Here is a 20,347-nt window from a genome sequence, read left to right as displayed (position 1 = left end):
GGCCTGCGTTCCTGCGGCCGGCCGGGGGCCGGATGTACTCGTCGTTGCGTGCCCGGGCGGCGGCGAGTGTGCGAGCGGCCGCCTCAGGGCTGGTCCGGCTTGGCGTCCCCGTACAACCAGATGTCCCACAGCTCCGTCAGGTCCTTGCCCGACTCGCCCTCCACGTAGGCGGTGAAGTCGTCCGTCGACGCGTTCCCGTGGCGGTGCTTCTCCGCCCAGCCCCGCACGATCTCGTGGAACGCGTCGTCCCCCACCGCCTCACGGACCTTGTACAGCACCATCGCGCCCCGGTCATAGACCGGGGCGCCCAGGAAGTGCTCCGCATCGGGCTGTGCTGCGGGCGGGAAGTCCCAGTTGGACTCGGTGTCGTAGGCCTCCTGGAAGCTCTCGCTCGCCGGGATGCCCTCGAAGTCCTCCAGATACAGCCATTCCGCGTATGTCGCGAAGCCTTCGCTGAGCCACACGTCCTGCCAGGTCTCAGGGGTGACGGAGTCGCCGAACCACTGGTGGGCGATCTCGTGGACGAGGGTCTCGGCGTCGAAGGACGCCTCCGGGAAGGTGGCGCGGCTCTGGGTCTCCAGGGCGTAACCGATGTCGCCTGAGCGTTCGACGATCGCACCGGTCGAAGTGAAGGGGTAGGGGCCGAAGTTGTCGACCGCCCAGTCCGTCAGCTCGGGGATACGGGCCAGCAGCTTCGCGGTGCGTGGCGCCACGGTCTTGTCGACGGCCGTGTAGACGGGTACGCCGCCGCCTTCCGGGCGGTACGACGAGGTGGTGTAAGAACCGATGCCGACGGTCGCGGCATGGCTGGCCACCGGCTCGGCGGAGCGCCAGACGAAGGTGGTGCGCTTGCCGTCGGACGTGGGCCGCTGTGAGCGCAGCTCGCCGTTGGAGACCGCGGTGAGGCCCTTGGGGACGGTGATGGCGGTCTCGTAGGTCGCCTTGTCGCGCGGGTGGTGGTTGCCGGGGAACCATGTCATCGAGCCGGTCGGCTGTCCGAGGGCCACCGCGCCGTCGGCGGTCTTCAGCCAGCCCTCCTGAGCCCCTGCCGCGTCGGTGATGGCGCTCGGGATGCCGGAATAGCGGACCACGGCGCGGAAGGTGCTGCCCTTGGGGATCTCGTCACGGGGGCGCAGCGTCAGCTCGTGGCCCGCCCGGTTGACTGCGGCGGGGTCCTTGCCGACGGTCGCGGAGTGCACGGTCATGCCGTGCAGGTCGAGGTTGAACGCGCTCAGGTCCTGGGTGGCGCGTGCGGTGACGGTGGCCGTGCCGGAGAGTTTCCGTGTCTTCGGGTCGTAGTCGAGCGTGAGCGCGTAGTGGCTCACGTCGTAGCCGCCGTTGCCGAGCTTGGGGAAGTACGGATCGTGCAGACCGGCCGCGCCCGGGGTGCCCTTGACCCCGGCGCCGAGGCTCTCGGGCACGGTGCATGCCGTACCGCCGACGGCGATCAGGGCGACCGCGGGGGCCATGGTGCGGATGGTGCGGGGGAAGGATCGCTGACGCGGGTGCACGTCAGCGATCCTATGCCCGGAATGTCATACTCCGTCGGTCGGGTCGTGTCAGACCTCGATCTCGACATCCGTGAGCGGGTACGCCACGCAGCTGTGGGTGTAGCCGAAGCGCTCGTCCGCCATGCGCAGCCGCCCTTCCTCCGCCGTGTGCGTCTCGCCGCTGACCACCCGCACCACGCACATCCCGCACTCGCCGGACCGGCACGCCGCCTCGGGCCGGATGCCTTGGTCCTCCAGCGCGTCGAGCAGCGGGCGGTTGCGGGGCGTACGGAAGCGGGTCCCGCACGCGGTGACCGTCACCTGCTCCGCGCCGTCCGCACCGGCCGGCCAGTGCGGCTGGGCCTCGGGACGGGCGGGCGCTCCGTTGGCCTCGAAGCGGATGCGGCGGCGTGGGTGGCCGAGCAGCGTGAGCTGTTCGAGCGCGTACGGGTACATCGCCTGCGGCCCGCAGATGTACACCATCCGGCCCCTCAGCGGCCCGGTCAGCTCGTTGATCGTCTCGGCCGTGAGCAGTCCGCCGATGACGTGGTCCACCCGGACACGGTCGGGGTGGGTCGCGGCGATGGCGGCGAGCTCGTCGCGGAAGATGACGTCGTCCGCGTGGCGCGAGCCGTAGACCAGGTGGATGCGGCACGCGGCGTCCCGCCCCTGCTCGGCGATCGCGCGGAGCATGCTCATGGCGGGAGCCACGCCCGAGCCTCCGGCGAGGAACACGAGGTCATCGCCGTGGAACAGCGGATTGTGGTGGAAGGTGCCCATCGGACCGGTGGTGGTGAGCCGGTCGCCTACGGCGAGGGTGTCGATGAGCAGGTTGCTGATCCGCCCCTTCGGGACGCGCCGCACGGTCAGCTCGTAGTACTCCACGTGCCAGGAGGGGCTGGAAGCGATGGCGTACGGGCGACTCGTACCGTCCGTGAAGACGTTGACGTACTGCCCGGCCAGGAAAGGCGGCAGCGGCTGCCCGTCCTCGCGCCGCAGGCGGTATGTGCGGGTGTCGGCCGTCTCGGCACGGATCTCGCCGACGACCAGCCGCAGCCGCTTGGGGTGGTGGCGCTCGACCGTCCCTGCCGGGGCGTCCGCGGCGGGCTTCCCCGGGGCGTCCGGGGCGGGCTGGGAGGCGAACCGGCGGTCGATCTCCGCCTGGATCTCGTCATGACCGTCGTAGAGCTCGGCCAGCGGGTGCTTCATACGTGCGCTCCCTCGTTCTCCGGCTTGCTGTCAAGGAGTCGGCGAGCGACCGATGCCCCGGACTGGAGGGTCGGCTGGAACCCGCACATGCCCACCCAGGCACCCGCCAGATGCAGCCCGGGTACATGGCTTTCGCGCTGGATGCCGCGGAACGGCCAGCCTTCGGCGGCGTCCTGCTCATAGCCGTAGAACGCCCCTCCGGGATGGCCCAGATAGCGTTCCATCGTCAGCGGAGTCGCGACATCCACCTCCTCGATCGCGTCCCGCGCCCCCGGGGTGATGGTCTCCAGGAGGTCCAGCAGGCCCTCGGCGTAGGCGAACTTGGCGCGGGCGTAATCGGCTGGTGCGAGGGCCTGCCAGGCATCCGCGTACTGGAGCGTCATCAGGCTGACATGGCTGGCACCGGACGGCGCGAAGCCGATCGGCTCGACGTCGTAGCAGGACGCGGCGATCCCCCGCACCGGCTCCGGGAAACCGCGGCGCATGGCGGCGAAGGTCCGGTCGTCGTCCATGTCGAGGTTCACGAAGTTGGTGCTGGCGGTGAAGCCCAGTTCGGCGGGAGTCGCGTCCAGGCCCATGTGCAGCACGAAGCCGGAGACCCCGGGGCGCCGGGTGCCGAGATCTCGGGCGGCAGCGGCAGGGAGAGGCAGGCCTTCGAGCATGGAGTAGGTCGCGGGGAGCGAGACGTTGGACACCACCTCGGCAGCGTCCACCCGCTCACCGGAGTCCAGCCGCACGCCCGCGACCCGGCCGCCACCGGTGCGGATGGCCGTGACCGCGGTGTTCAGCCTGACCTCGCCGCCCGCGCGCTGGAACGAGTCGAGCAGCGCCCGCGAAAGCATCTGCGAGCCGCCGCGTATGTGCCACGGCTTGAACTCCAGATACGCGAACAGCACCAGCGCCAGATCCTGGAACGGCAGCCGGGACGGGGGCAGTCCGAGATAGCCCCAGTACGCGCCCAGCACCGACTTGAGGCGTTCATCGGTGAAATGGGCGTCCAGCACGTCCTTGAAGGGGCGCAGGCCCTGCCTGAACAGCAGTGGGTCGACCTGCTCGGCCGGCAGCCCGTCCATCGCGGCGACCTGCCAGAAGGTGATGTCGCGTACGAGCGCGAAGAACCTGTCGATACGGGCGCGGTTGCCGGGGAAGGCGGCTTCGAGGGCGTCGGTCGCACCCGACCAGCTCGCGGGCAGCGTCACGTCGTACACACCGGGCACCACGGCCCGGTACAGGTCGCGCTCCTCGACGAAGTCCAGCCGATCGGCGACATCCAGCGAGGCGAGCAGCGCACGCAGCGAGAACGCCTGGCCTTCCGCCCCGATGCCGGACAGCTGGTGCAGGGCGACCTCGAACTCGAAGCGGCCGCGCCGGAAGGACGTCGCACAACCGCCGGGCACGTTGTGGCGCTCGACGAGCAGGGTGCGGGCGCCTGCGCGTTGGAGGGTGACGGCGGCGGCCAGGCCCGCGTTTCCGGCCCCGATGACGACGACGTCGTATGCGAGGTCGCCGTCACTCATGACCCGGCCGCCGCGGAGTCGGCAGCGGCCTCGGCGGCCATGGCGGCGGCCTCCCGGCCGATCGCGTCGAACCTGGCGCCCATCGCCTCCGAGAGCGCCTGTGCGGCGGACAGCGGCCTGACCATCACCATGAAGTCGTCGATGAGGCCGTCCTCGTTCACATGCAGGAAGTCGCAGCCGTTGATCTCGCGCCCGCCGACCTTGGCCGTGAAGACGAGCGCGTGATCACGGCCGTCGGCGCCGTTGATCTCGCGGACGTAGCGGAAGTCCTCGAAGACCTGGATCACATTGCTCAGGATCGCGGTCGTCATCGGCTTGCCCTCGTAAGGGCGGAAGGCGACCGGACTGGTGAAGACGACATCGTCGGCGAGCAGCGCGGGGAGGGCGGCGTGGTCGCCGGACTCGACTGCCTGGCGGAACGGATGCATGGCGGGTTCTCCCTGACTCTCGGGCGGCGCCACCGGACAACCGTCCCGACGCATGACGCCTCTCGCTAATCACTTTGTTGAGTAGGTGTAAACGAGAGTAATCACATCAGTGTTAGCGTGTCCAGGTGTCTCTCAAGTACGCGGTTCTCGCGGCGCTCCTGAACGGCGAGGCGTCCGGCTACGACCTGGCCAAGGTCTTCGATGTGTCCGTGGCGAACTTCTGGTCCTCGACGCCGCAGCAGCTGTACCGGGAGCTGGACCGACTGGCCACCGACGGACTTGTCCAGGCGCGCGTCGTCCAGCAGGAACGACGTCCCAACAAGCGCATGTTCAGCCTCACCGGGACCGGACGGGACGCACTCCGCGGCTTCACCCTGACCCCGCCGCGCCCCACGACCATCCGCGACGAACTGATGGTGAAGATCCAAGCCGTGGACGAGGTGGACCCGGACGCGATGCGCGCGTTGCTCGAGGAGCGCCTGGAACGGATCCGCGACAAGCTGGCCCGCTACGAGCGGCTGCGGGACCACATGCTGGACGGCAGCACCGAGGACGAGTACCTGGTCGAGACGGATCAGGTCGGCCCGTATCTGACGCTGATGCGCGGGCGCTCCTTCGAGGAGGAGAACGTCCGCTGGTGCGAACGGACCATCGAAGTCCTGGCCGCCCGCGCCGACCGGGCCGCCCGACCCGGCGGGGCGGAGGGCGACTGAGCACAGCGGCCATGGGCAACCGGCCTCGGCCCCGGAGGGGGCAGGGTGATGATCCCATGCATCCGGCGCCGCACGCTGATCCACCGAGGTGGATGGGACAGCCGTTCGGCGACTGACGTCATACGGAGGCGCACATCGCGTTGCGCGGACTTCCCCGGCCGTCTCTCAGTCGCGGCCGGCGATCTTGTTCGCGAGTGCCGCGATGCGGTCCGTGTCCGTGCTGCGGCCCGCGAGCTCGCGGCGGTCGGCGGCGCGGAAGGCCGCGTAGAGGGAGTGGACCCCGAGCCAGCGGAGGGGTTCGGGTTCCCATTTGCGGACCTTGTGGTTGACCCAGGGGAGGGCGGTCAGGTCCGTGGGGCCGGATTGGCCGGAGTCCTGCTGGATGAGGTCGCGCAGGGTGCGGGCGGCGAGGTTGGCGGCGGCGACGCCGGAACCGACGTAGCCGCCGGCCCAGCCGAGGCCGGTGGAGCGGTCGAGGGTGACGGTGGCGCACCAGTCGCGTGGAACGCCGAGGACGCCTGACCAGGCGTGGTCGATGCGGACGTGCGCGAGCTGAGGGAAGAAGCGGGTGAGGATGGCGCGGAGGGCCGCGATGGTGGCGGGTTGGGTGCGGCCGTCGTTGTCGGTGTTGGAGGCGTAGCGGTAGGGGACGCCGCGTCCGCCGATGGCGATGCGGTCGTCGGCGGTGCGCTGGGCGTACATGTAGGCGTGGGCCATGTCGCCGAGTGCTTCACGTCCTTCCCAACCGATGGTGTCCCAGAGTGCGGCGGGGAGCGGCTCGGTGGCGATCATGGAGGAGTTCATGGGGAGCCAGGTGCGGCGCTGGTGGGCGAGCGTGGCGGTGAAGCCTTCGGTGCAGCGCAGTACGTAGGGGGCTCGGACGGTGCCGTAAGGGGTGACGGCGTGCTTGGGTCTGATCTCGGTGACGGGGGTCGATTCATGGATGGTGACGCCGAGCGCTTCGACGGCTGCGGCGAGTCCGTTGGCGAGTTTGACCGGGTGGATCCGGGCCCCGTGGGGAGTCCAGCTGGATCCGACGGCTCCGGCGACGCGGATGCGCTGGGCGGTGGCGCGGGCGCCGTAGAGTTCGCGGTCCTTCTCGCCGAAGGCGATCTCGACGGTGTGGAAGTCTCTGAGCCGGGCCAGTTGGGCCGGGGTATAGGCGACTTCGAGTACGCCGCCGTGGTGGATGTCGGCGTCGATGCGCTCGGCGCGAGCGGTGTCGATGACTTCCGTGACCGTGTCGTTCATGGCCTGCTGGAGGCGTACGGCGGCTTCATGGCCGTGGAGTCTGGCGTAGCGGTCGCGTCCGGCGATGCCGTTGTAGAGCCAGCCGCCGTTTCGGCCTGAGGCGCCATAGCCGCAGAACCTGGCTTCGAGCACGGTGATGTTGAGGAAGGGGACGGCCTTCTTGAGGTAGTAGGCCGTCCAGAGGCCGGTGTACCCGCCGCCGACGATGCAGACGTCGGCTGTGGTGTCGCCGGGCAGGGGTTCCCGGGGCGCGGGGACGCCTTCTTGTGCGTACCAGAACGATATGCCGCCGTTGACGGTGTTCATTTCTTCCCTGCCGGTGGGTGGCGTGGTCCGTTGTCTGCCGGACGTTACTGCTCCGGATCGTTTTTGGCGATGAGCGATCAGCTGTCAACCGCTACAGCCTGTTGATGATCGAGATCCTGGGCGCGCAGGTCGGGCCGCTTCCGGGTGCGGAGTGGGCGGGGCTGTGTGAGTCTTGCGGCGTGGCCGGGGGGCCGGGGCGCTGACGAGGGAGATGGTCATGGACCAGCTCGGAGACAAGCCCGAACAGATCCGGAAGCACCTTGAGGAGGAGAAGCAGCGGCATGCGCGGGAGGCGGGCCGCGGCGCTTCCAGCGACGGCGGGGATCGCGGCGACGGTGGTGGCGGTGCCGGCGAGGGCCGGGCATCGCGTGAGGTGTCCGGTGAGGAAGGGCTCGACGATCCGGCGGACGGGCCACTGGGCGACCTGGGGGATGTACTCAGGAACGAGTCGTACCGGGGCGGTACGGGCCCGGAGCGGTAGCCGGCCGCCGCGCTCCCGCTCGATGTCAGTGAGGTGCGGCACCATGTGGTCATGGCGCAGAGGACGAGGAAGCTGTCGGCGGCCCAACGGCCTGAGGTGAGGCTGCCACCGCTGTGTCCGTACGAGGAGGGGCGGCGGTTGGAGCCCGACGGGGACTATGACGGGTTCGAGCTGGCCGGGCTGGATCTGTCAGGGCAGGACGGGGCAGGGGCACGCTTCTTGGACTGTGCACTGCGGGAGTGCCTGCTCGATGGGACTTCGCTGGTCAGCGCCCGATTCATCGACTCCGCGCTGACAGGCGTGCGAGGCGTGGGGACCGACCTTGCGGGGGCGTCGCTGCGGGACGCGGAGATCGTGGACGCCCGGATGGGCGGGGTGCAGCTGCACGGTGCGGTGCTGGAGCGGGTGCTGGTGAAAGGCGGGAAGTTCGACTATCTGAACCTGCGTGGAGCCCGGTTGAAGGATGTGGTCTTCGAGGGGTGCGTCCTGTCCGAGCCCGACTTCGGTGCGGCCGAGCTGACGCGGGTGGAGTTCCGGGACTGCGCGCTGCGGCGGGCGGATTTCGGCGGAGCCGGGATGCGCGACGTGGATCTGAGGCAGGCGGCGGAGCTGGATATCGCCAGAGGGGTCGAGCGGCTGGCCGGTGCGGTGATCAGCCCGGCTCAGCTGCTGGATCTGGCGCCGGTGCTGGCGGCGCAGATCGGGTTGCGGGTGGAGGACTGAGCCTCAGGTGGTGCGCGGGGCGGCTGGGGCGCGAGGGAAGCGGCTCTGGAGGTCCCAGACGACAGGGTTGTCGGCGAGGCCGTCGTGGAGATCGGTGAGGTCGGCGATCAAGTCGTGCAGGAAGTCGCGTGCCTCACGGCGCAGTTCGCTGTGGCTGAAGGTGAGGGCCGGCTCGTCGCCGGGCATCCAGTCGGCTTCGACGTCCACCCAACCGAAGCGGCGCTCGAAGAGCATGCGGTCCGTGGACTCGGTGAAGTCCAGCTCGGCGTATTGGGGCCGGGAGGCCCGGGAGCCGAGCGGGTCGCGGTCGAGTCGCTCGACGATGTCGCACAGCGCCCAGGCGAAGTCCAGTACGGGCACCCACCCCCAGGCTGTGGACACCTCGCGGTCCTCTTCGGTGTCGGCGAGATAGACGTCTCCGCAGAAGAGGTCGTGCCGCAGTGCGTGCACGTCGGCATGCCGGTAGTCGGTCTGCGGGGGGTCAGGGAAACGTCGGGAGAGGGAGTAGCCGATGTCGAGCACGCCTTGATGGTGTCACGGCCACTCGGTGAGCGTGCACACGACGCCTGCCGGTGACGCCGCCCGGACCGGCCTGGCCTCGGTCCGGAACAAGGTCGGTGGAGCATCCGGATCTCCGCACCAGAGGCCGGAGTCCGAGACCACGAGGACGCGTACGCGGATGAGTGCCGATATGTCCCTCCCGGCGTTCCGCTCGCCTCCGTTGCCGGCCGCTCCATCTGCACTTCGCCGGCGAAGGCGAAGCGGATGGGCGGCCGTCACATGGCTCAGGGCTGGTGCGTCCGGTCATGTGGGAAGCGTGAGGAGCATCAGAGGTGTGGTGGTGGGCTGGGATGATCCGCCGTCGGGTTCGATGGTGAGTCCGATGGCCGTGGCGTTGGTGAGGTTGCCGTCGATGACGACAGCCCCGTCGTGTTCGACCAGTCCGGCCGGGTGCATGGTGCCTTGTTCGGCATACCAGAGCTGGTAGGTCTTGCCTGTTTCGGGCCTGGGTAGGCCGGTCCCGACGAACACCGCCTTGCCCAGTCGCCTGGATGCGATGACCGAAGTGGTGGCTCCGTTGGTGGTGCGGCCCTGGACGGTTCGGGCGTCGGGGGCGGACATGACCGAGGTCAGGTCGTCGAGTTGACGGGTCGCCTGCGCCGCCCGTTGTCGTGACTCGTTGCTCTGCTGGTGCTGCCAGGCTGCGACGCCGGCGAACGTGACGGCCGCGACGAGGCCGGCAGCGATGAGGAGGGGGCCGGTCCTGCGCTTTCCGGCGAGGATCGATGTGACGCGCGGGTTCGTCGCGGGCACACGTGGAGGCATCTGGCGCACGGATTCGATGCCTCGCATCACGGAATCCCGCATGGCCCGCGGGGCGGGGGTGCTCACCGCTTGGGCGAGACGGCCGGCGGTGGCGGTGAACCCGGCCACCTCGCCACGGCATGGGGCACATCGCGTGAGGTGGGCCTCGACCCTTTCACGCTCGTCGCGTGGGAGCGCGTCGAGGGCGTAGGCGCCGGTGAGGGTGTGGACTTCCTCGATTGTCTTCATGCGGTCACCCCCATGCAGTCGCGCAGCCGGATGAGCCCGTCGCGCATGCGTGTCTTGATGGTCGGAAGCGGTGTGCAGAGGGTTTCCGCGACTTCGCGGTAGGTCAGCCCCTGGTAGTAGGCGAGCGTGACCGCTTGCCGCTGGATCTCGGTGAGTGTCTTCATGCAGCGGCGTACCTGCTGGCTCTGCAGCCGGGTCTCGACCCGCTCGGCGACGTCGTCGTAAGGCCGCTGCACTTCGCGTACGGCGTGGTCGTGGTCGCGGGTGGCGGTCGCTTCGGCCGAGCGGACCCGGTCCACGGCCCGGCGGTGAGCGATCATGGTGGCCCAGGCATGGACGCTGCCCTTGCTCGGATCGTAGCGCGGGGCGCGCCGCCACAAGTCGATCATGACCTCTTGCGTGACCTCTTCGGACTGGGCCCGATCGCGCACGACCTTGAGGACGATGCCGAACACGGTGTCGGCGACGGCGTCGTAAAGAGCGGCGAACGCTTCCTTGTCGCCGCACGCGACTTGTCGCATGACCTCGTCCAGCCGGAGCTCCTCCGGGTCCGGCGGTCCAGAGGAAGCGGGTTCGCTCAACGGGATGCCTCTCATCGCTGGTGGGCCGCCTCGCACAGGCGACCCTGTTGCTGAGCGCGATGCTTCCATGGCATGACAGTCCCTCGGTGATCAATGAAGACAAATCAGATAATGTACGCATCATGCGCTAGGCGCTGTAACGCCCCCTACACCACTACTTCGCCGCGCTCGAGCCAACGGATGGGTGACTCGGTTATCGGGCGCTCGACCGTGTCCGGCGTGGTGCGGACACCAAAACCGCGCGCGGTCGGCGGACCTGGTGGCCCGCATCCGCCGATGCGCCCGCAGAGGCCACGATCGGCATGCCCACCGGACGGTTGTGTTCATCGGCGGGGGGCAAGCCGGTGGATCCGACGCCGCGAAGGACGGGTGTGAGCATCAACCGAGCAACTCTCATCCGTGGAGCTCTGGCGGGCGCCGGCGGTGTGCTGGCCGCCTTCTCCGCGCTGGCTGTCGCGGAACTCGTGGCAGCGTTCGTGCGACCGGAGTCCAGTCCCGTGGTCGCGGTCGGCGGCGCGTCCATCGACATCACCCCGGCGCAGGTGAAGGACTGGGCGATCCGCAACTTCGGCACCGATGACAAATCGGTGCTGCAGGCGGGCATTCTCACGATGCTGGCGCTGTTCGCCGTGGCTCTTGGGCTGCTTGCCCTGCGTCATCGTCGCGTTGGCGCTCTCGGGGTCCTGGCCTTCGGTGTGCTCGGAGCGGCTGCCGCGCTCGGGCGCCCGGATTCGGTGTCGTGGGTCGACGCCCTGCCATCGACCCTCGGGGCACTCGCCGGTTCCGCGGTGCTCTACACCGTGGTGGGCAGTCTCACCGGCCCCGGCGAAGCGGTGACGCCGAGCGAGCCGGACGGCTGGGACCGCCGCGGCTTCCTGATCGCCGCCACCGCGGCAGCCGTCGCCTCCGCCGGAGCCGGAGCACTGGGCCGGGGACTGGCCCAGACCCGAAGTGGGGACGTTGCCGCGTCCCGCGCGTCCGTCACCCTGCCTGCCCCCGGGTCACCCGCCCCCGCCATCAGCTCTCGTGCCGAGCTGCGCATTCCCGGGATGCCTCCCTTCACCACCCCGAACAAGGACTTCTACCGGGTCGACACCGCACTCGTCGTGCCGAAGGTCGATGCCAGTGCCTGGCGCCTCAGGATCCACGGCAAGGGCGTCACCAACCCTCTCAGCCTCACCTTCCAGGACCTGCTGGAAGGGGACCTGATCGAGCGGGACATCACCCTGACCTGCGTGTCCAACGAGGTCGGCGGCCGTTACGTCGGCACCGCACGCTGGATCGGCGTACGCCTGGCGGACCTGCTCCGGCAAGCGGGAGTTCAACCACCATCGCGAGGGGGCCCGGCCGATCAGCTGGTGGCCCGGTCCGCCGACGGGATGACCCTCGGCACCCCGGTCGAGGACGTGATGGACGGCCGGGACGCCATGCTCGCCATCGGAATGAACGGCGAGCCGCTGCCCTTCGACCACGGCTTCCCCGTGCGGATGGTCGTCCCCGGTCTGTACGGATACGTCTCCGCCTGCAAGTGGATCGAGGACATCGAACTCGCCACCTTCGACACGTTCGACTCCTACTGGGTCAAGCGGAAGTGGGCCCGCGAGGCCCCCGTCAAGACCCAGTCCCGCATCGACACCCCCAAACCCTTCGCCCGCCCGGCCCCCGGCACGGTGATGATCGCCGGGGTCGCCTGGGCCCAGCACCGGGGCATCGACCGCGTCGAGGTACGGGTCGACGACGGCCCCTGGCAACACGCCGACCTCGCGACCGAACACACCACCGACACCTGGCGCCAGTGGTCCCTGCCCTGGCAGGCAACCACCGGCACCCACACCCTCACCGTCCGCGCCACCGACCGCACAGGCGAGACCCAGACAGAGCAGCGAGCTCGCACCATCCCCGACGGAGCCAGCGGCTGGCACAGCGTGGTCGTGACGGTCACCTGACGGAGATCGGCACGAACCTCCGTTCGCAGTGCGGCACTTGCGGGTGATACCTCGCCGTCCCACGCGCTCCACCAATCCGCCTGGCGCCGCACACCGAATCCCCAGTGTGACGATCAATCGGACAGTCCTCGCCCACCACCGGCACGAGGGCACCACCAACCCCGGGGTCACTTCCGAGCCCTGATCTCGACGAGCCCCCCGGGGCCAAGCGCCACCGGACAGCCCTCATCCGATGCCAAGGCCGTCCGGCGCACCCAAGTCGCCACTCGATGCAATCGATCAATTACTCAGGAGTGTTCTGATGACTGCCTTCCGCTTCCGTCGCGCCGCCGTCGCCGTCGCCGCGGTCGCCGTTCTGCCGCTCGCTCTGACCGCGTGTGGAGGTGACGACTCCGCGAAGTCCGCCGCGGACAAGGGGGCCGCGGCACCGGCCGAGGAGAACACCCCGGCCATGGACGATGCCGCCCCAGGCGGCGACGGCCCGTTCGGACCCGCCTGTGCTTCGGTCCCCAAGGACGGAGCCGGATCCTTCGACGGCATGGCCCAGGACCCGGTGGCCACCGCCGCCTCCAACAACCCTGCCCTGTCCACGCTGGTGGCCGCCGTGAAGAAGGCCGGACTGGTCGACACCCTCAACAACGCGCAGAACATCACCGTGTTCGCACCGACCAACGACGCCTTCGCCAAGATCCCGAAGGCCGACCTGGACAAGGTCCTCGCGGACAAGGAGACGCTGACCGACATCCTCACCTACCACGTGGTCGGCCAGAAGCTCACGCCACAGCAGCTCGGGAACGGCAGCTTCGAGACCCTGCAGAAGTCGACCCTCTCCACCAAGGGATCCGGCGAGGACTACACCGTCAACGACAACTCCAGGGTCGTCTGCGGCAATGTGCCCACCGCCAACGCCACGGTCTACATCGTCGACACCGTGCTCATGCCGAAGTCCTGAACAGCCAGCCGGTCCTGAAGCGCCCCCGACTGTTCACCTGGCACGACAGTAACCGTGCCAGGTGAACAGCGCAGCGGCCTGCGGGAGACAAGCGCGACCTCAAACCTGAGACGGCCATTGCTCCTTCGGTAAGGGCTGCCGTGCTCCTGCGCTCGCGAACGCGGCCGATCGAGCACATCCCGTCAGGACGCCTGCCGCCGAACGGAGGTGCTATCGCTTGTTGATGGGCAGCGCCAGCTCCTCGACCTGGTGGTTCGTCGGGAAGGCGCCCTTGCTGGTGGCCTTCCCGGTGAGGAGATCCACCCCGTACAGGCGGAACACGCCATTGGTTTCAAGGGTGGCGAAACCACGGTTGGTTCCGCTCTTGGCGTCGAAGTGGATGTCGAATCCCGCGTCAGGCCCGGCGTCGACGCCGAGGTTTCCCGTGGGCGCCAGGGTGCCCGCGTTGGCAGGGGACTGCAGGGACACACGGTCGGCCAGCGTGTCGATGTCGAACAGGGTCGTGGCCGTGGCCCCGTTCAGATCGTTGTTGGTGTAGGCCGCGGCGGTCGCACCCAAGGCGGTCGAAGGCGGCATCGTCGGGTTGGTCAGCGTGCCGTCCACGATCGTGGTCAACGGCGCGGCAGGGTCGTCGATGTTGTGCCGGAGGTTCTGCCCGGTGTCGGAGATGATCCGCAGTCGGTTGGCCGCCGGGTTGAAGTCGACTCCGAACGACGTGCCGGAGAGAGCGACAGTGAGCTGGGAGACCTTCGCGGCCACGGCGGTCCGCGTGTTCAGGGTGTAGATGCCGCCTTGGTCGCCGACGCCGTAGAGCCGGCAGTCCTGGACCCGGTAGTCGATACCGACGAGCTCCGTGTCCCCGGACAGGCCTGTGACCGAACCCAGGGAACGGGCCCGTGAGGGCCTGTCCACGTCGAACTGCACCAAGCGCTGATCGGTCGTCAACCCGACCGCTGTCGTTCCGCGCCAGCCGGAGTCACCGAAGACAGACGGGACGACAGGGTGTGCCAGAGCCGCCGGAGCGACGCATGAAGCAGCCAGAACCACGGACAGGACAAGGGACGTGCGCGTACGCATAACGTACCTTTCAGTGGGGTTGGGGTGGTCACCACAACAGAATCAAGGCGACCGGTACATGAGAATTCACCGCGAATCTCGGTGAAGTGGCAGGGATTACGGACCGAGGCATCCGCACGACTAACAAAGGACTTCATCCTGCCCCAATCGAAGTCGCACCAGTCGAGGCTGTGCGGGGCACCCACGAGGGGATCCGGAAATCCGATTCCGTCCCGCCTTCGAGGGACCAGCGAAGCCCGTTCTCCCCTGCAGGACCGACCGGAAATCACATTCCCGCAGCAGGGAATTCAGGACGTGTCGCGGGAACGGCACACCGGACAAGTCGCCCGTTGGGGGCAGCCCTGCACCGCAGGCAGTCCGGTCTGCGGTGCAGGCGAGGCGGTCCAGCCCGAGGGCGTCAGCCCAGCAGCCGGCCCAGTCCGAGCAGCCCACCGTGCACGCCGGAAGCACCCCAGGCACCACCCGCGATGCTCCGCGTGTGAGAGCTCGCGGCGCCGTCGGACCCAGCCATGACATCACCCGCGGCGTAGTACGCCCCACCGAAGGTGGTCCCGGTGGACACATACCTGGTGGAGGCACCCGCAGGGCCGACACTCGTCATGCGCTGATCGTAGGAGTCGGCGCTGGCCGCGCCTCCCGCGAGAAGCACCACGGGAGTGACCACCGCAGCGACCACCACAACATGGAGAAGATTACGCACAGGACTTACCCCTTCTCTGATTCGCCTTCTCAAGCCCAGAACCGAGCTCGCAGTCGTGATTCGAAACCGAAGCGATTCCGGATGGGAGAACTTTCCTTTTCCTTGCACGCGTTCGAACCATTTCCGCAGAACGAAGTGCGGTTTCGAAAAAATCACCGCCACTCGTCCGGCGGAACGCAAGAAGAAGAATCGATGGCCGCCACGAGACAGACGAGCTGGATCCGCGACCCCCAAGCCCGGCCCCTTCCGCGCGGTCGCGTGGGCAATCGCCGGACCGAAGTGATCGGGCCGCGCCCTCTCGGGTGGCGGTCTGCGACGATGGGCCGCATGGACGAGGAGGCCGTTCCCGGTCTTCGCGTCGAGGGCGCTGCGGCTGCGGTCGCCTGGTACCAGCGGCTGGGTTTCGCCAAGCAGCGGGAACACCGCGGCCGGAAGGGCGTCGCTCCGCCGCCTTCCGGCACGCAGGCGGCACGGCCGTGATCATGCGAAAGGGCCGGCACACGGGATTCGATCCTGTGAGCTGGCCCTTCGCCTTGAGCCCCCTGTCGGGTTCGAACCGACGACCCCCGCTTTACAAGAGCGGTGCTCTGGCCAGCTGAGCTAAGGAGGCGTTGCGGATGAGTGTAACCGCACTTGAGCGGCCCCCGTCGAGAATTCCCCGGCCCGGCAGCTACTGACAAAGCGGGCCGCCGCCGGGTACCGTCACCAGGACGTTCACCCTGGTGGACTAAGGGCTGTCCCGTAATCCGCGGTGGATCAGAGCGCGGCGTCAGGTGCGGTGCAACGCAAGGCGGAGGGTCGCCCGCATACTGGGTGTATTCGGGCGATTCGACAACGCAGCGGGGTGCCGTAGCTGTCGTCGCGCGCCCGCCGGGGATTACGGGACAGCCCTTAGACCCATCCTTCCTTTACTCGGATCGTCCGGCACGTTCCTGCCGGTGAAGGGACACATCAGCATGGCCACCGTCACCTTTGACAAGGCATCCCGGATCTATCCGGGCTCCACCAAGCCCGCCGTCGACGGGCTCGACATCGAGATCGCGGACGGGGAGTTCCTCGTTCTGGTCGGTCCGTCGGGCTGCGGTAAGTCCACCTCCCTGCGGATGCTCGCGGGACTGGAGGACGTGGACGGCGGAGCGATCCGGATCGGTGACAGGGATGTCACCCACCTCCCGCCGAAGGACCGGGACATCGCCATGGTGTTCCAGAACTACGCGCTCTATCCGCATATGACCGTCGCGGCGAACATGGGCTTCGCGCTCAAGATCGCCGGGGTGGACAAGGACACCATCAGGCGGAAGGTCGAGGAGGCGGCAAAGATCCTCGACCTGACCGAGTACCTGGACCGCAAGCCCAAGGCGCTGTCCGGCGGTCAGCGGCAGCGGGTGGCGATGGGGCGGGCCATCGTGCGGGAACCCCAGGTGTTCCTGATGGACGAGCCGCTGTCGAACCTGGACGCCAAGCTGCGTGTGTCCACCCGTACGCAGATCGCGTCGCTGCAGCGCAGGCTCGGGATCACCACGGTGTATGTGACGCATGACCAGGTCGAGGCGATGACCATGGGCGACCGGGTGGCGGTGCTGAAGGACGGGCTCCTTCAGCAGGTCGATACGCCGCGAAACATGTACGACAGGCCGGCGAACCTCTTCGTCGCCGGATTCATCGGCTCCCCGGCGATGAACCTGGTCGAGGTGCCGATCACCGACGGCGGTGTGCGGTTCGGCAACAGTGTGGTGCCCGTTTCGCGTGAGGCGTTGGCCGCAGCCGCCGATCGGGGCGATCGCACGGTGACGGTCGGCGTGCGGCCCGAGCACTTCGACGTGGTGGAGCTGAACGGAGGGGCTGCCGCGCAGTCGCTCTCGAAGAGCGCGGCCGACGCGCCTGCCGGCCTGGCGATGACGGTGAACGTGGTCGAGGAGCTCGGCGCGGACGGCTACGTGTACGGGAGCGCCGAGGTCGGCGGCCAGTTCAAGGACCTGGTGGTCCGGGTGAACGGCCGGAACGTGCCGGCGAAGGGCGCCGAGTTGCATGTCGTTCCGCAGCCAGGTGAGACACATGTCTTCTCGACGTCGACAGGCGAGCGACTGAGCGACTGACGTCGGTGGTGATGGTGAGTGGTCCCCTCACGGAAGCGAGGGGACCACTCATGTCTGCCGGTAAATACCCCGGCAGATCGGACAGTTCACCCAGCTCGTCAACACCCGATTCGAAATATCTACTCGAACGTTCCCTCGCAAGGGTGACCAAATGTCGCCAAATCACTACTGGGCGCTACGCTCGCCTGCGTGACCACCACAGCCCGCCGTATCGGCCGTTCCCTCGCCCTCGTCCTGCCCGTCGTCCTGGTGCTCTCCGGAACTCTCGCGGTCGCCAGCGTCCCCTGGGCCGGGCGTCACACCGAGTCGCGCATGATCACCGCGTCCTCGGAGAATGTATCGGTTCCCGCCAAGTCCCGTGCGCCGCAGGATGTGCTGCGCGACAGGCTGCTCGCCGAACTCCAGGAGAAGGACCCCGGTACGGCGCTCACCGAGCTTCAGCGTGAGGTCGAAGAGCGTCCTTCACTCGCGAAGCACTGCATGACGATCGCCCGCGAGCTGGGCCGGGCCGCGGTGGAGCACTACGGTCCGACACGTGCGCAGTCGTACTCCCGACCCGTGTGCGACACCTCGTTCGCCGCCGGTGTCTCGCAGCAGGCGCAGGGCAGCTGACCGCCGCCCCGTTCGCGGGCCCGGAAAGCCGGGTACCCCTCGCAGTGATCCGCCTGGCACCGCTTATCGTGCCCGTATGCATGTGTTTCCGACGCAGGCCGTGGTCCTGGCGGGCGGCCAGGGCTCGCGACTGCGCCCCTACACCGACGACCGCCCCAAGCCGATGGTCGAGATTCCCGGGACCGGGATTCCGATCATCGGCCATCAGCTTTCCTGGCTGGCCGAAGAGGGCGTGACCGACGTCGTGGTGTCCTGCGGGCATCTCGCCGAAGTGCTCCAGGAGTGGCTCGACAGCGCAGTGCTGCCGCTGCGGGTCACAACGGTGGTCGAGGAGGAGCCGCTGGGGCGGGGCGGTGGCCTCAAGTACGCGGCCCAGAGCCTGCCGCACCCTGACCAGCCGTGGTACGCGACCAACGGCGACATCTGGACGCGCTTTTCGCTGCGCGATATGGCCGCGTTCCACGCGGAGCGGGACGCCACCGCGACACTCTCCCTGGCCCGGCCCCGTATTCCGTGGGGCGCTGTGGAGACGGACGAGTTCGGCCACGTGCTGGACTTCATCGAGGCACCGCCGTCGCCGTATCTGATCAACGCGGGTGTGTATGTGTTCTCCGCGGAGTTCACCGGCCTGCTGCCCGATCGCGGTGACCACGAGCGCACGACGTTCCCGCGGCTGGCGCGGGAGCGCGCGCTGGCCGGGTTCCCGCTGCCGCAGGGGGCGTACTGGCGGGCCATCGACACCGCCAAGGACTTGACCGAGGCGGCCAAGGAGCTGGCGACGCACGCGCCCTGAAGCGCGGCTTCACTGCCCATGCGTCGAGCCCCGGCCTCCCATGGAGGCCGGGGCTCTTCGGGCCCGCGCGCTTCAGCGCGCGGCGGGGCGGCGCGCGGCGCGGCGGCGCGGCACCGGCTCAGCCGAGGAGACCGCCGATCGGGTTGGTGTTCCCTCCCCCGCTGCCGTCCCCGGCGCCGCTCGCGCCTCCACTGACGTCATTGCCGCTCCCGCCTCCCGTACCTCCGCCACTGCCCTGGCCGCCGCCCGAGGCAGAGCCACCGCCGGCCGACGGACGTGAGCTGTCGGACGGCGGCTCGTCGGGCTGCGGTCGGGTGGGGGGCTGCCAGTCGTTGCCCGTGCCCTGCGATTCACTGGGAGTGCCCGCCTGGCCGGTGCTCTCGGAGCCTTCGGTTGCGGCTTCCGACGGCTCGGTCCGCTCGGCGGCGGGGCTGCTGGACTCGCTCTTGCTGGGCTCGGGGCGCTTGGCCTCCTGGGAGGGGCCGCGCTCGCCCGGCTCCTGCGGCAGAGCGGAGCCCGGTAGGTGGTTGGTGGGGTCGACGTCCGGCCCCGGGACGGTCACCAGCTCCGATGACCGTACGGCCCCGCCCAGCATCGAACCGACCAGCAGGGTCAGTCCCACCAAGACGGCGGCCAGCATGCCGCCGCGGCGCAACACCCGGCGGCGCAGGTCCCAGAGCTCGGAGCGCGGGCCGAGGGTGCGCCAGGCTTCGCCCGCGAGACGGCTGTCGACCGAGTAGACGGGGGCACCCGCGATGATCAGCGGGGACCAGGCGGCGAGGGTCATGATGTCGGGTGCGTCGTAGACCGGCGCGGTGCGCCAGCTGACCGTCATGATCAGCGCGGCGGAGAGCAGCGCGCCGACGACGGCGGCGACCCGCTGCCAGAGTCCCAGCACGGTGAGCACGCCGACGGCGACCTGGAGGAACGCGACGGTGAGTCCGGCGCCGACCGGGTGCGAGAGCGCGAAGTCGCGCAGTGGCCCGGCGATGGCCCAGGGGTCGAGCGAGTGCAGCCACTTGATCATGGAGCCGCGTTCGCCGCCGTCGAAGTACACGGGGTCGCAGAGCTTGCCCATGCCGGCGTAGACGGAGATGAAGCCGAGGAACACTCGCAGGGGAAGCAGCACGACGCCGAGGTTCATCCGGCGGCCGGGGTAGTAGGCGTGCCGGACTCCGGCGTCGGTGGCCTGGTCCCGCTGGGGGATCACATAGGCGAAGTCGGGCTCTTCCTCGGCCTCCTGGCCATAGGGCTCGTACGCGTCGTAGGCGTCGCGGGCGGCCCGCCCGCCGTGTGGAGCGCCGCCGTGGGAATCGGCCGCCCGACGCATGTGCGGCAGCCGCGGGCCCGAGCCGCCCTGCCCGCCGGCGCCCACCGCAGGAGTGGGCCGGGTGGCGTCGGCGGCACCCCTGCGGGAGGCGAGCCCGACGCGGGGCAGGACCTGGGTGGCCCCGACGATACCGAGGTCGGTGGCGCCGAGTTCGGGATCGTGGTCGTAGCCCGTGCCGCGGAGTCCGGGCCCGGCGTCGTACGGGGCGGTTCCGTAGGTGCCTGAACCGTACGCGTCGGCGCCGTACGTGCCCGCGTACGCGGAGCCCGAGTTGCGCACGGCCTGCAGCAGGCCGGTCGCCCCCGGGTCGCCCGGGGCGGATCTCCCACTCCACACAACGGGTGTACGACGGCGCGCCGCCGCGCGCGCGCCACCTGCCGCGGGGATCCTGGTGGTGTCCGCCATTCCGCGCGCGCCGCGCACGGTCTGGCTCTGCCCGAGCTTCACCCGGAAGCTGGCGTGGTTCACGATGACCTGCGCGGGATCGCAGTTCACCTTGACCATGCTCAAGGGCGTCTCGTCGAACCCGGGCCGGGGCGTTCTGGTGTCCACACTCATCTAACCGAGTGACTTGTCGTTAGGACACTG

The 20,347-nt window shown here is 69.2% G+C and carries 20 protein-coding genes and 1 tRNA gene; 9 read left to right on the top strand and 12 right to left on the bottom strand.

Annotated features, from left to right (window positions below; translation table 11 throughout):
- Positions 1-83: 83 nt before the first annotated feature.
- The 4 genes from V1460_RS03030 to V1460_RS03015 form a co-directional block, all read right to left on the bottom strand.
- Positions 84-1,469: a M1 family metallopeptidase gene (locus V1460_RS03030; RefSeq protein WP_338671960.1), complete on the bottom strand. Its 1,386-nt coding sequence runs from the start codon at positions 1,467-1,469 to the stop codon at positions 84-86.
- Between the two features lie 90 nt (positions 1,470-1,559).
- Positions 1,560-2,699: an FAD-binding oxidoreductase gene (locus V1460_RS03025; protein ID WP_338671959.1), complete on the bottom strand. Its 1,140-nt coding sequence runs from the start codon at positions 2,697-2,699 to the stop codon at positions 1,560-1,562.
- Positions 2,696-4,216 carry an NAD(P)/FAD-dependent oxidoreductase gene (locus V1460_RS03020; protein ID WP_338671958.1) on the bottom strand — a complete coding sequence of 507 codons (1,521 nt, stop codon included), beginning with the start codon at positions 4,214-4,216 and terminating at the stop codon, positions 2,696-2,698. Before V1460_RS03020 ends, V1460_RS03025 begins: the two co-directional genes overlap by 4 nt.
- The gene (locus tag V1460_RS03015; protein WP_338671957.1) at positions 4,213-4,644 is read right to left on the bottom strand and encodes a nuclear transport factor 2 family protein; all 432 of its coding nucleotides are present in this window, start codon (positions 4,642-4,644) and stop codon (positions 4,213-4,215) included. Before V1460_RS03015 ends, V1460_RS03020 begins: the two co-directional genes overlap by 4 nt.
- A 125-nt stretch (positions 4,645-4,769) precedes the next feature.
- Here V1460_RS03015 and V1460_RS03010 point away from each other — a divergent pair, with 125 nt between their 5' ends.
- Entirely contained in the window at positions 4,770-5,357 is a 588-nt protein-coding gene (locus tag V1460_RS03010; protein WP_338671956.1) for a PadR family transcriptional regulator, read from the top strand.
- Positions 5,358-5,522: 165 nt separating this feature from the next.
- Here V1460_RS03010 and V1460_RS03005 read toward each other — a convergent pair whose 3' ends face one another.
- A complete protein-coding gene (locus V1460_RS03005; RefSeq protein WP_338671955.1) occupies positions 5,523-6,914 on the bottom strand; it encodes an FAD-binding oxidoreductase in 1,392 nt (463 codons plus the stop codon).
- 217 nt (positions 6,915-7,131) lie between these two features.
- On the opposite strand from V1460_RS03005, the gene V1460_RS03000 reads away from it, so the two are divergent.
- Together V1460_RS03000 and V1460_RS02995 are read left to right on the top strand one after the other, a co-directional pair.
- Positions 7,132-7,395, top strand: coding sequence for a hypothetical protein (locus V1460_RS03000; RefSeq protein WP_338671954.1), 264 nt, complete (start codon positions 7,132-7,134; stop codon positions 7,393-7,395).
- Positions 7,396-7,446: 51 nt separating this feature from the next.
- Positions 7,447-8,118, top strand: coding sequence for a pentapeptide repeat-containing protein (locus V1460_RS02995; protein WP_338671953.1), 672 nt, complete (start codon positions 7,447-7,449; stop codon positions 8,116-8,118).
- A 3-nt stretch (positions 8,119-8,121) separates the two neighbouring features.
- Here the strand turns inward: V1460_RS02995 and V1460_RS02990 are convergent, their stop codons facing one another.
- From V1460_RS02990 to sigK, 3 genes are all read right to left on the bottom strand, one after another.
- A complete protein-coding gene (locus V1460_RS02990) occupies positions 8,122-8,640 on the bottom strand; it encodes a hypothetical protein (RefSeq protein WP_338671952.1) in 519 nt (172 codons plus the stop codon).
- Positions 8,641-8,922: 282 nt separating this feature from the next.
- Positions 8,923-9,672 (bottom strand): anti-sigma factor, encoded by a 750-nt coding sequence (locus V1460_RS02985; RefSeq protein ID WP_338671951.1) that lies wholly within the window; start codon positions 9,670-9,672, stop codon positions 8,923-8,925.
- Positions 9,669-10,268, bottom strand: a complete 600-nt coding sequence (sigK, locus tag V1460_RS02980) for an ECF RNA polymerase sigma factor SigK (protein ID WP_338671950.1) — start codon at positions 10,266-10,268, stop codon at positions 9,669-9,671. The genes V1460_RS02985 and sigK overlap by 4 nt, the downstream gene beginning before the upstream one ends.
- A 356-nt stretch (positions 10,269-10,624) precedes the next feature.
- Here sigK and V1460_RS02975 point away from each other — a divergent pair, with 356 nt between their 5' ends.
- Both V1460_RS02975 and V1460_RS02970 read left to right on the top strand, forming a co-directional pair.
- The gene (locus V1460_RS02975; RefSeq protein ID WP_407077390.1) at positions 10,625-12,199 is read left to right on the top strand and encodes a molybdopterin-dependent oxidoreductase; all 1,575 of its coding nucleotides are present in this window, start codon (positions 10,625-10,627) and stop codon (positions 12,197-12,199) included.
- A gap of 301 nt (positions 12,200-12,500) precedes the next feature.
- Positions 12,501-13,151 carry a fasciclin domain-containing protein gene (locus V1460_RS02970; protein WP_338671948.1) on the top strand — a complete coding sequence of 217 codons (651 nt, stop codon included), beginning with the start codon at positions 12,501-12,503 and terminating at the stop codon, positions 13,149-13,151.
- A 210-nt stretch (positions 13,152-13,361) separates the two neighbouring features.
- On the opposite strand, the gene V1460_RS02965 is transcribed toward V1460_RS02970, so the two are convergent.
- Both V1460_RS02965 and V1460_RS02960 read right to left on the bottom strand, forming a co-directional pair.
- Positions 13,362-14,228, bottom strand: coding sequence for a DUF4394 domain-containing protein (locus tag V1460_RS02965; RefSeq protein ID WP_338671947.1), 867 nt, complete (start codon positions 14,226-14,228; stop codon positions 13,362-13,364).
- Between the two features lie 397 nt (positions 14,229-14,625).
- Entirely contained in the window at positions 14,626-14,928 is a 303-nt protein-coding gene (locus V1460_RS02960; protein WP_338671946.1) for a hypothetical protein, read from the bottom strand.
- Between the two features lie 327 nt (positions 14,929-15,255).
- Between V1460_RS02960 and V1460_RS36215 the strand changes: the two genes are divergently transcribed.
- The gene (locus V1460_RS36215) at positions 15,256-15,408 is read left to right on the top strand and encodes a hypothetical protein (RefSeq protein ID WP_407077389.1); all 153 of its coding nucleotides are present in this window, start codon (positions 15,256-15,258) and stop codon (positions 15,406-15,408) included.
- A 56-nt stretch (positions 15,409-15,464) separates the two neighbouring features.
- On the opposite strand, the gene V1460_RS02950 is transcribed toward V1460_RS36215, so the two are convergent.
- Positions 15,465-15,538 (bottom strand) — tRNA-Thr (locus V1460_RS02950).
- Between the two features lie 346 nt (positions 15,539-15,884).
- Between V1460_RS02950 and V1460_RS02945 the strand changes: the two genes are divergently transcribed.
- From V1460_RS02945 to V1460_RS02935, 3 genes are all read left to right on the top strand, one after another.
- The gene (locus tag V1460_RS02945; RefSeq protein WP_338677870.1) at positions 15,885-17,024 is read left to right on the top strand and encodes a sn-glycerol-3-phosphate ABC transporter ATP-binding protein UgpC; all 1,140 of its coding nucleotides are present in this window, start codon (positions 15,885-15,887) and stop codon (positions 17,022-17,024) included.
- Between the two features lie 189 nt (positions 17,025-17,213).
- Positions 17,214-17,636, top strand: a complete 423-nt coding sequence (locus V1460_RS02940; RefSeq protein WP_338671945.1) for a hypothetical protein — start codon at positions 17,214-17,216, stop codon at positions 17,634-17,636.
- Between the two features lie 76 nt (positions 17,637-17,712).
- Positions 17,713-18,429 carry a nucleotidyltransferase family protein gene (locus V1460_RS02935; RefSeq protein WP_338671944.1) on the top strand — a complete coding sequence of 239 codons (717 nt, stop codon included), beginning with the start codon at positions 17,713-17,715 and terminating at the stop codon, positions 18,427-18,429.
- Positions 18,430-18,547: 118 nt separating this feature from the next.
- Here V1460_RS02935 and V1460_RS02930 read toward each other — a convergent pair whose 3' ends face one another.
- Positions 18,548-20,317 (bottom strand): DoxX family membrane protein, encoded by a 1,770-nt coding sequence (locus tag V1460_RS02930; RefSeq protein WP_338671943.1) that lies wholly within the window; start codon positions 20,315-20,317, stop codon positions 18,548-18,550.
- Positions 20,318-20,347 lie beyond the last annotated feature (30 nt).

The sequence above is a fragment of the Streptomyces sp. SCSIO 30461 genome (assembly GCF_037023745.1).
Classification (GTDB): Bacteria; Actinomycetota; Actinomycetes; order Streptomycetales; family Streptomycetaceae; genus Streptomyces.
Note: the sequence above shows the minus strand (reverse complement) of the source record. Positions and strands in the feature narration are given on the sequence as shown.

What these genes read in the sequence shown, in the direction of transcription:
- V1460_RS03030 (WP_338671960.1), bottom strand. Translation starts at nt 1,469, where the DNA reads ATGGCCCCCGCGGTCGCCCTGATCGCCGTCGGCGGTACGGCATGCACC.
- V1460_RS03025 (WP_338671959.1), bottom strand. Translation starts at nt 2,699, where the DNA reads ATGAAGCACCCGCTGGCCGAGCTCTACGACGGTCATGACGAGATCCAG.
- V1460_RS03020 (WP_338671958.1), bottom strand. Translation starts at nt 4,216, where the DNA reads ATGAGTGACGGCGACCTCGCATACGACGTCGTCGTCATCGGGGCCGGA.
- V1460_RS03015 (WP_338671957.1), bottom strand. Translation starts at nt 4,644, where the DNA reads ATGCATCCGTTCCGCCAGGCAGTCGAGTCCGGCGACCACGCCGCCCTC.
- V1460_RS03005 (WP_338671955.1), bottom strand. Translation starts at nt 6,914, where the DNA reads ATGAACACCGTCAACGGCGGCATATCGTTCTGGTACGCACAAGAAGGC.
- V1460_RS03000 (WP_338671954.1), top strand. Translation starts at nt 7,132, where the DNA reads ATGGACCAGCTCGGAGACAAGCCCGAACAGATCCGGAAGCACCTTGAG.
- V1460_RS02995 (WP_338671953.1), top strand. Translation starts at nt 7,447, where the DNA reads ATGGCGCAGAGGACGAGGAAGCTGTCGGCGGCCCAACGGCCTGAGGTG.
- V1460_RS02985 (WP_338671951.1), bottom strand. Translation starts at nt 9,672, where the DNA reads ATGAAGACAATCGAGGAAGTCCACACCCTCACCGGCGCCTACGCCCTC.
- sigK (WP_338671950.1), bottom strand. Translation starts at nt 10,268, where the DNA reads ATGAGAGGCATCCCGTTGAGCGAACCCGCTTCCTCTGGACCGCCGGAC.
- V1460_RS02970 (WP_338671948.1), top strand. Translation starts at nt 12,501, where the DNA reads ATGACTGCCTTCCGCTTCCGTCGCGCCGCCGTCGCCGTCGCCGCGGTC.
- V1460_RS02965 (WP_338671947.1), bottom strand. Translation starts at nt 14,228, where the DNA reads ATGCGTACGCGCACGTCCCTTGTCCTGTCCGTGGTTCTGGCTGCTTCA.
- V1460_RS36215 (WP_407077389.1), top strand. Translation starts at nt 15,256, where the DNA reads ATGGACGAGGAGGCCGTTCCCGGTCTTCGCGTCGAGGGCGCTGCGGCT.
- V1460_RS02945 (WP_338677870.1), top strand. Translation starts at nt 15,885, where the DNA reads ATGGCCACCGTCACCTTTGACAAGGCATCCCGGATCTATCCGGGCTCC.
- V1460_RS02935 (WP_338671944.1), top strand. Translation starts at nt 17,713, where the DNA reads ATGCATGTGTTTCCGACGCAGGCCGTGGTCCTGGCGGGCGGCCAGGGC.
- V1460_RS02930 (WP_338671943.1), bottom strand. Translation starts at nt 20,317, where the DNA reads ATGAGTGTGGACACCAGAACGCCCCGGCCCGGGTTCGACGAGACGCCC.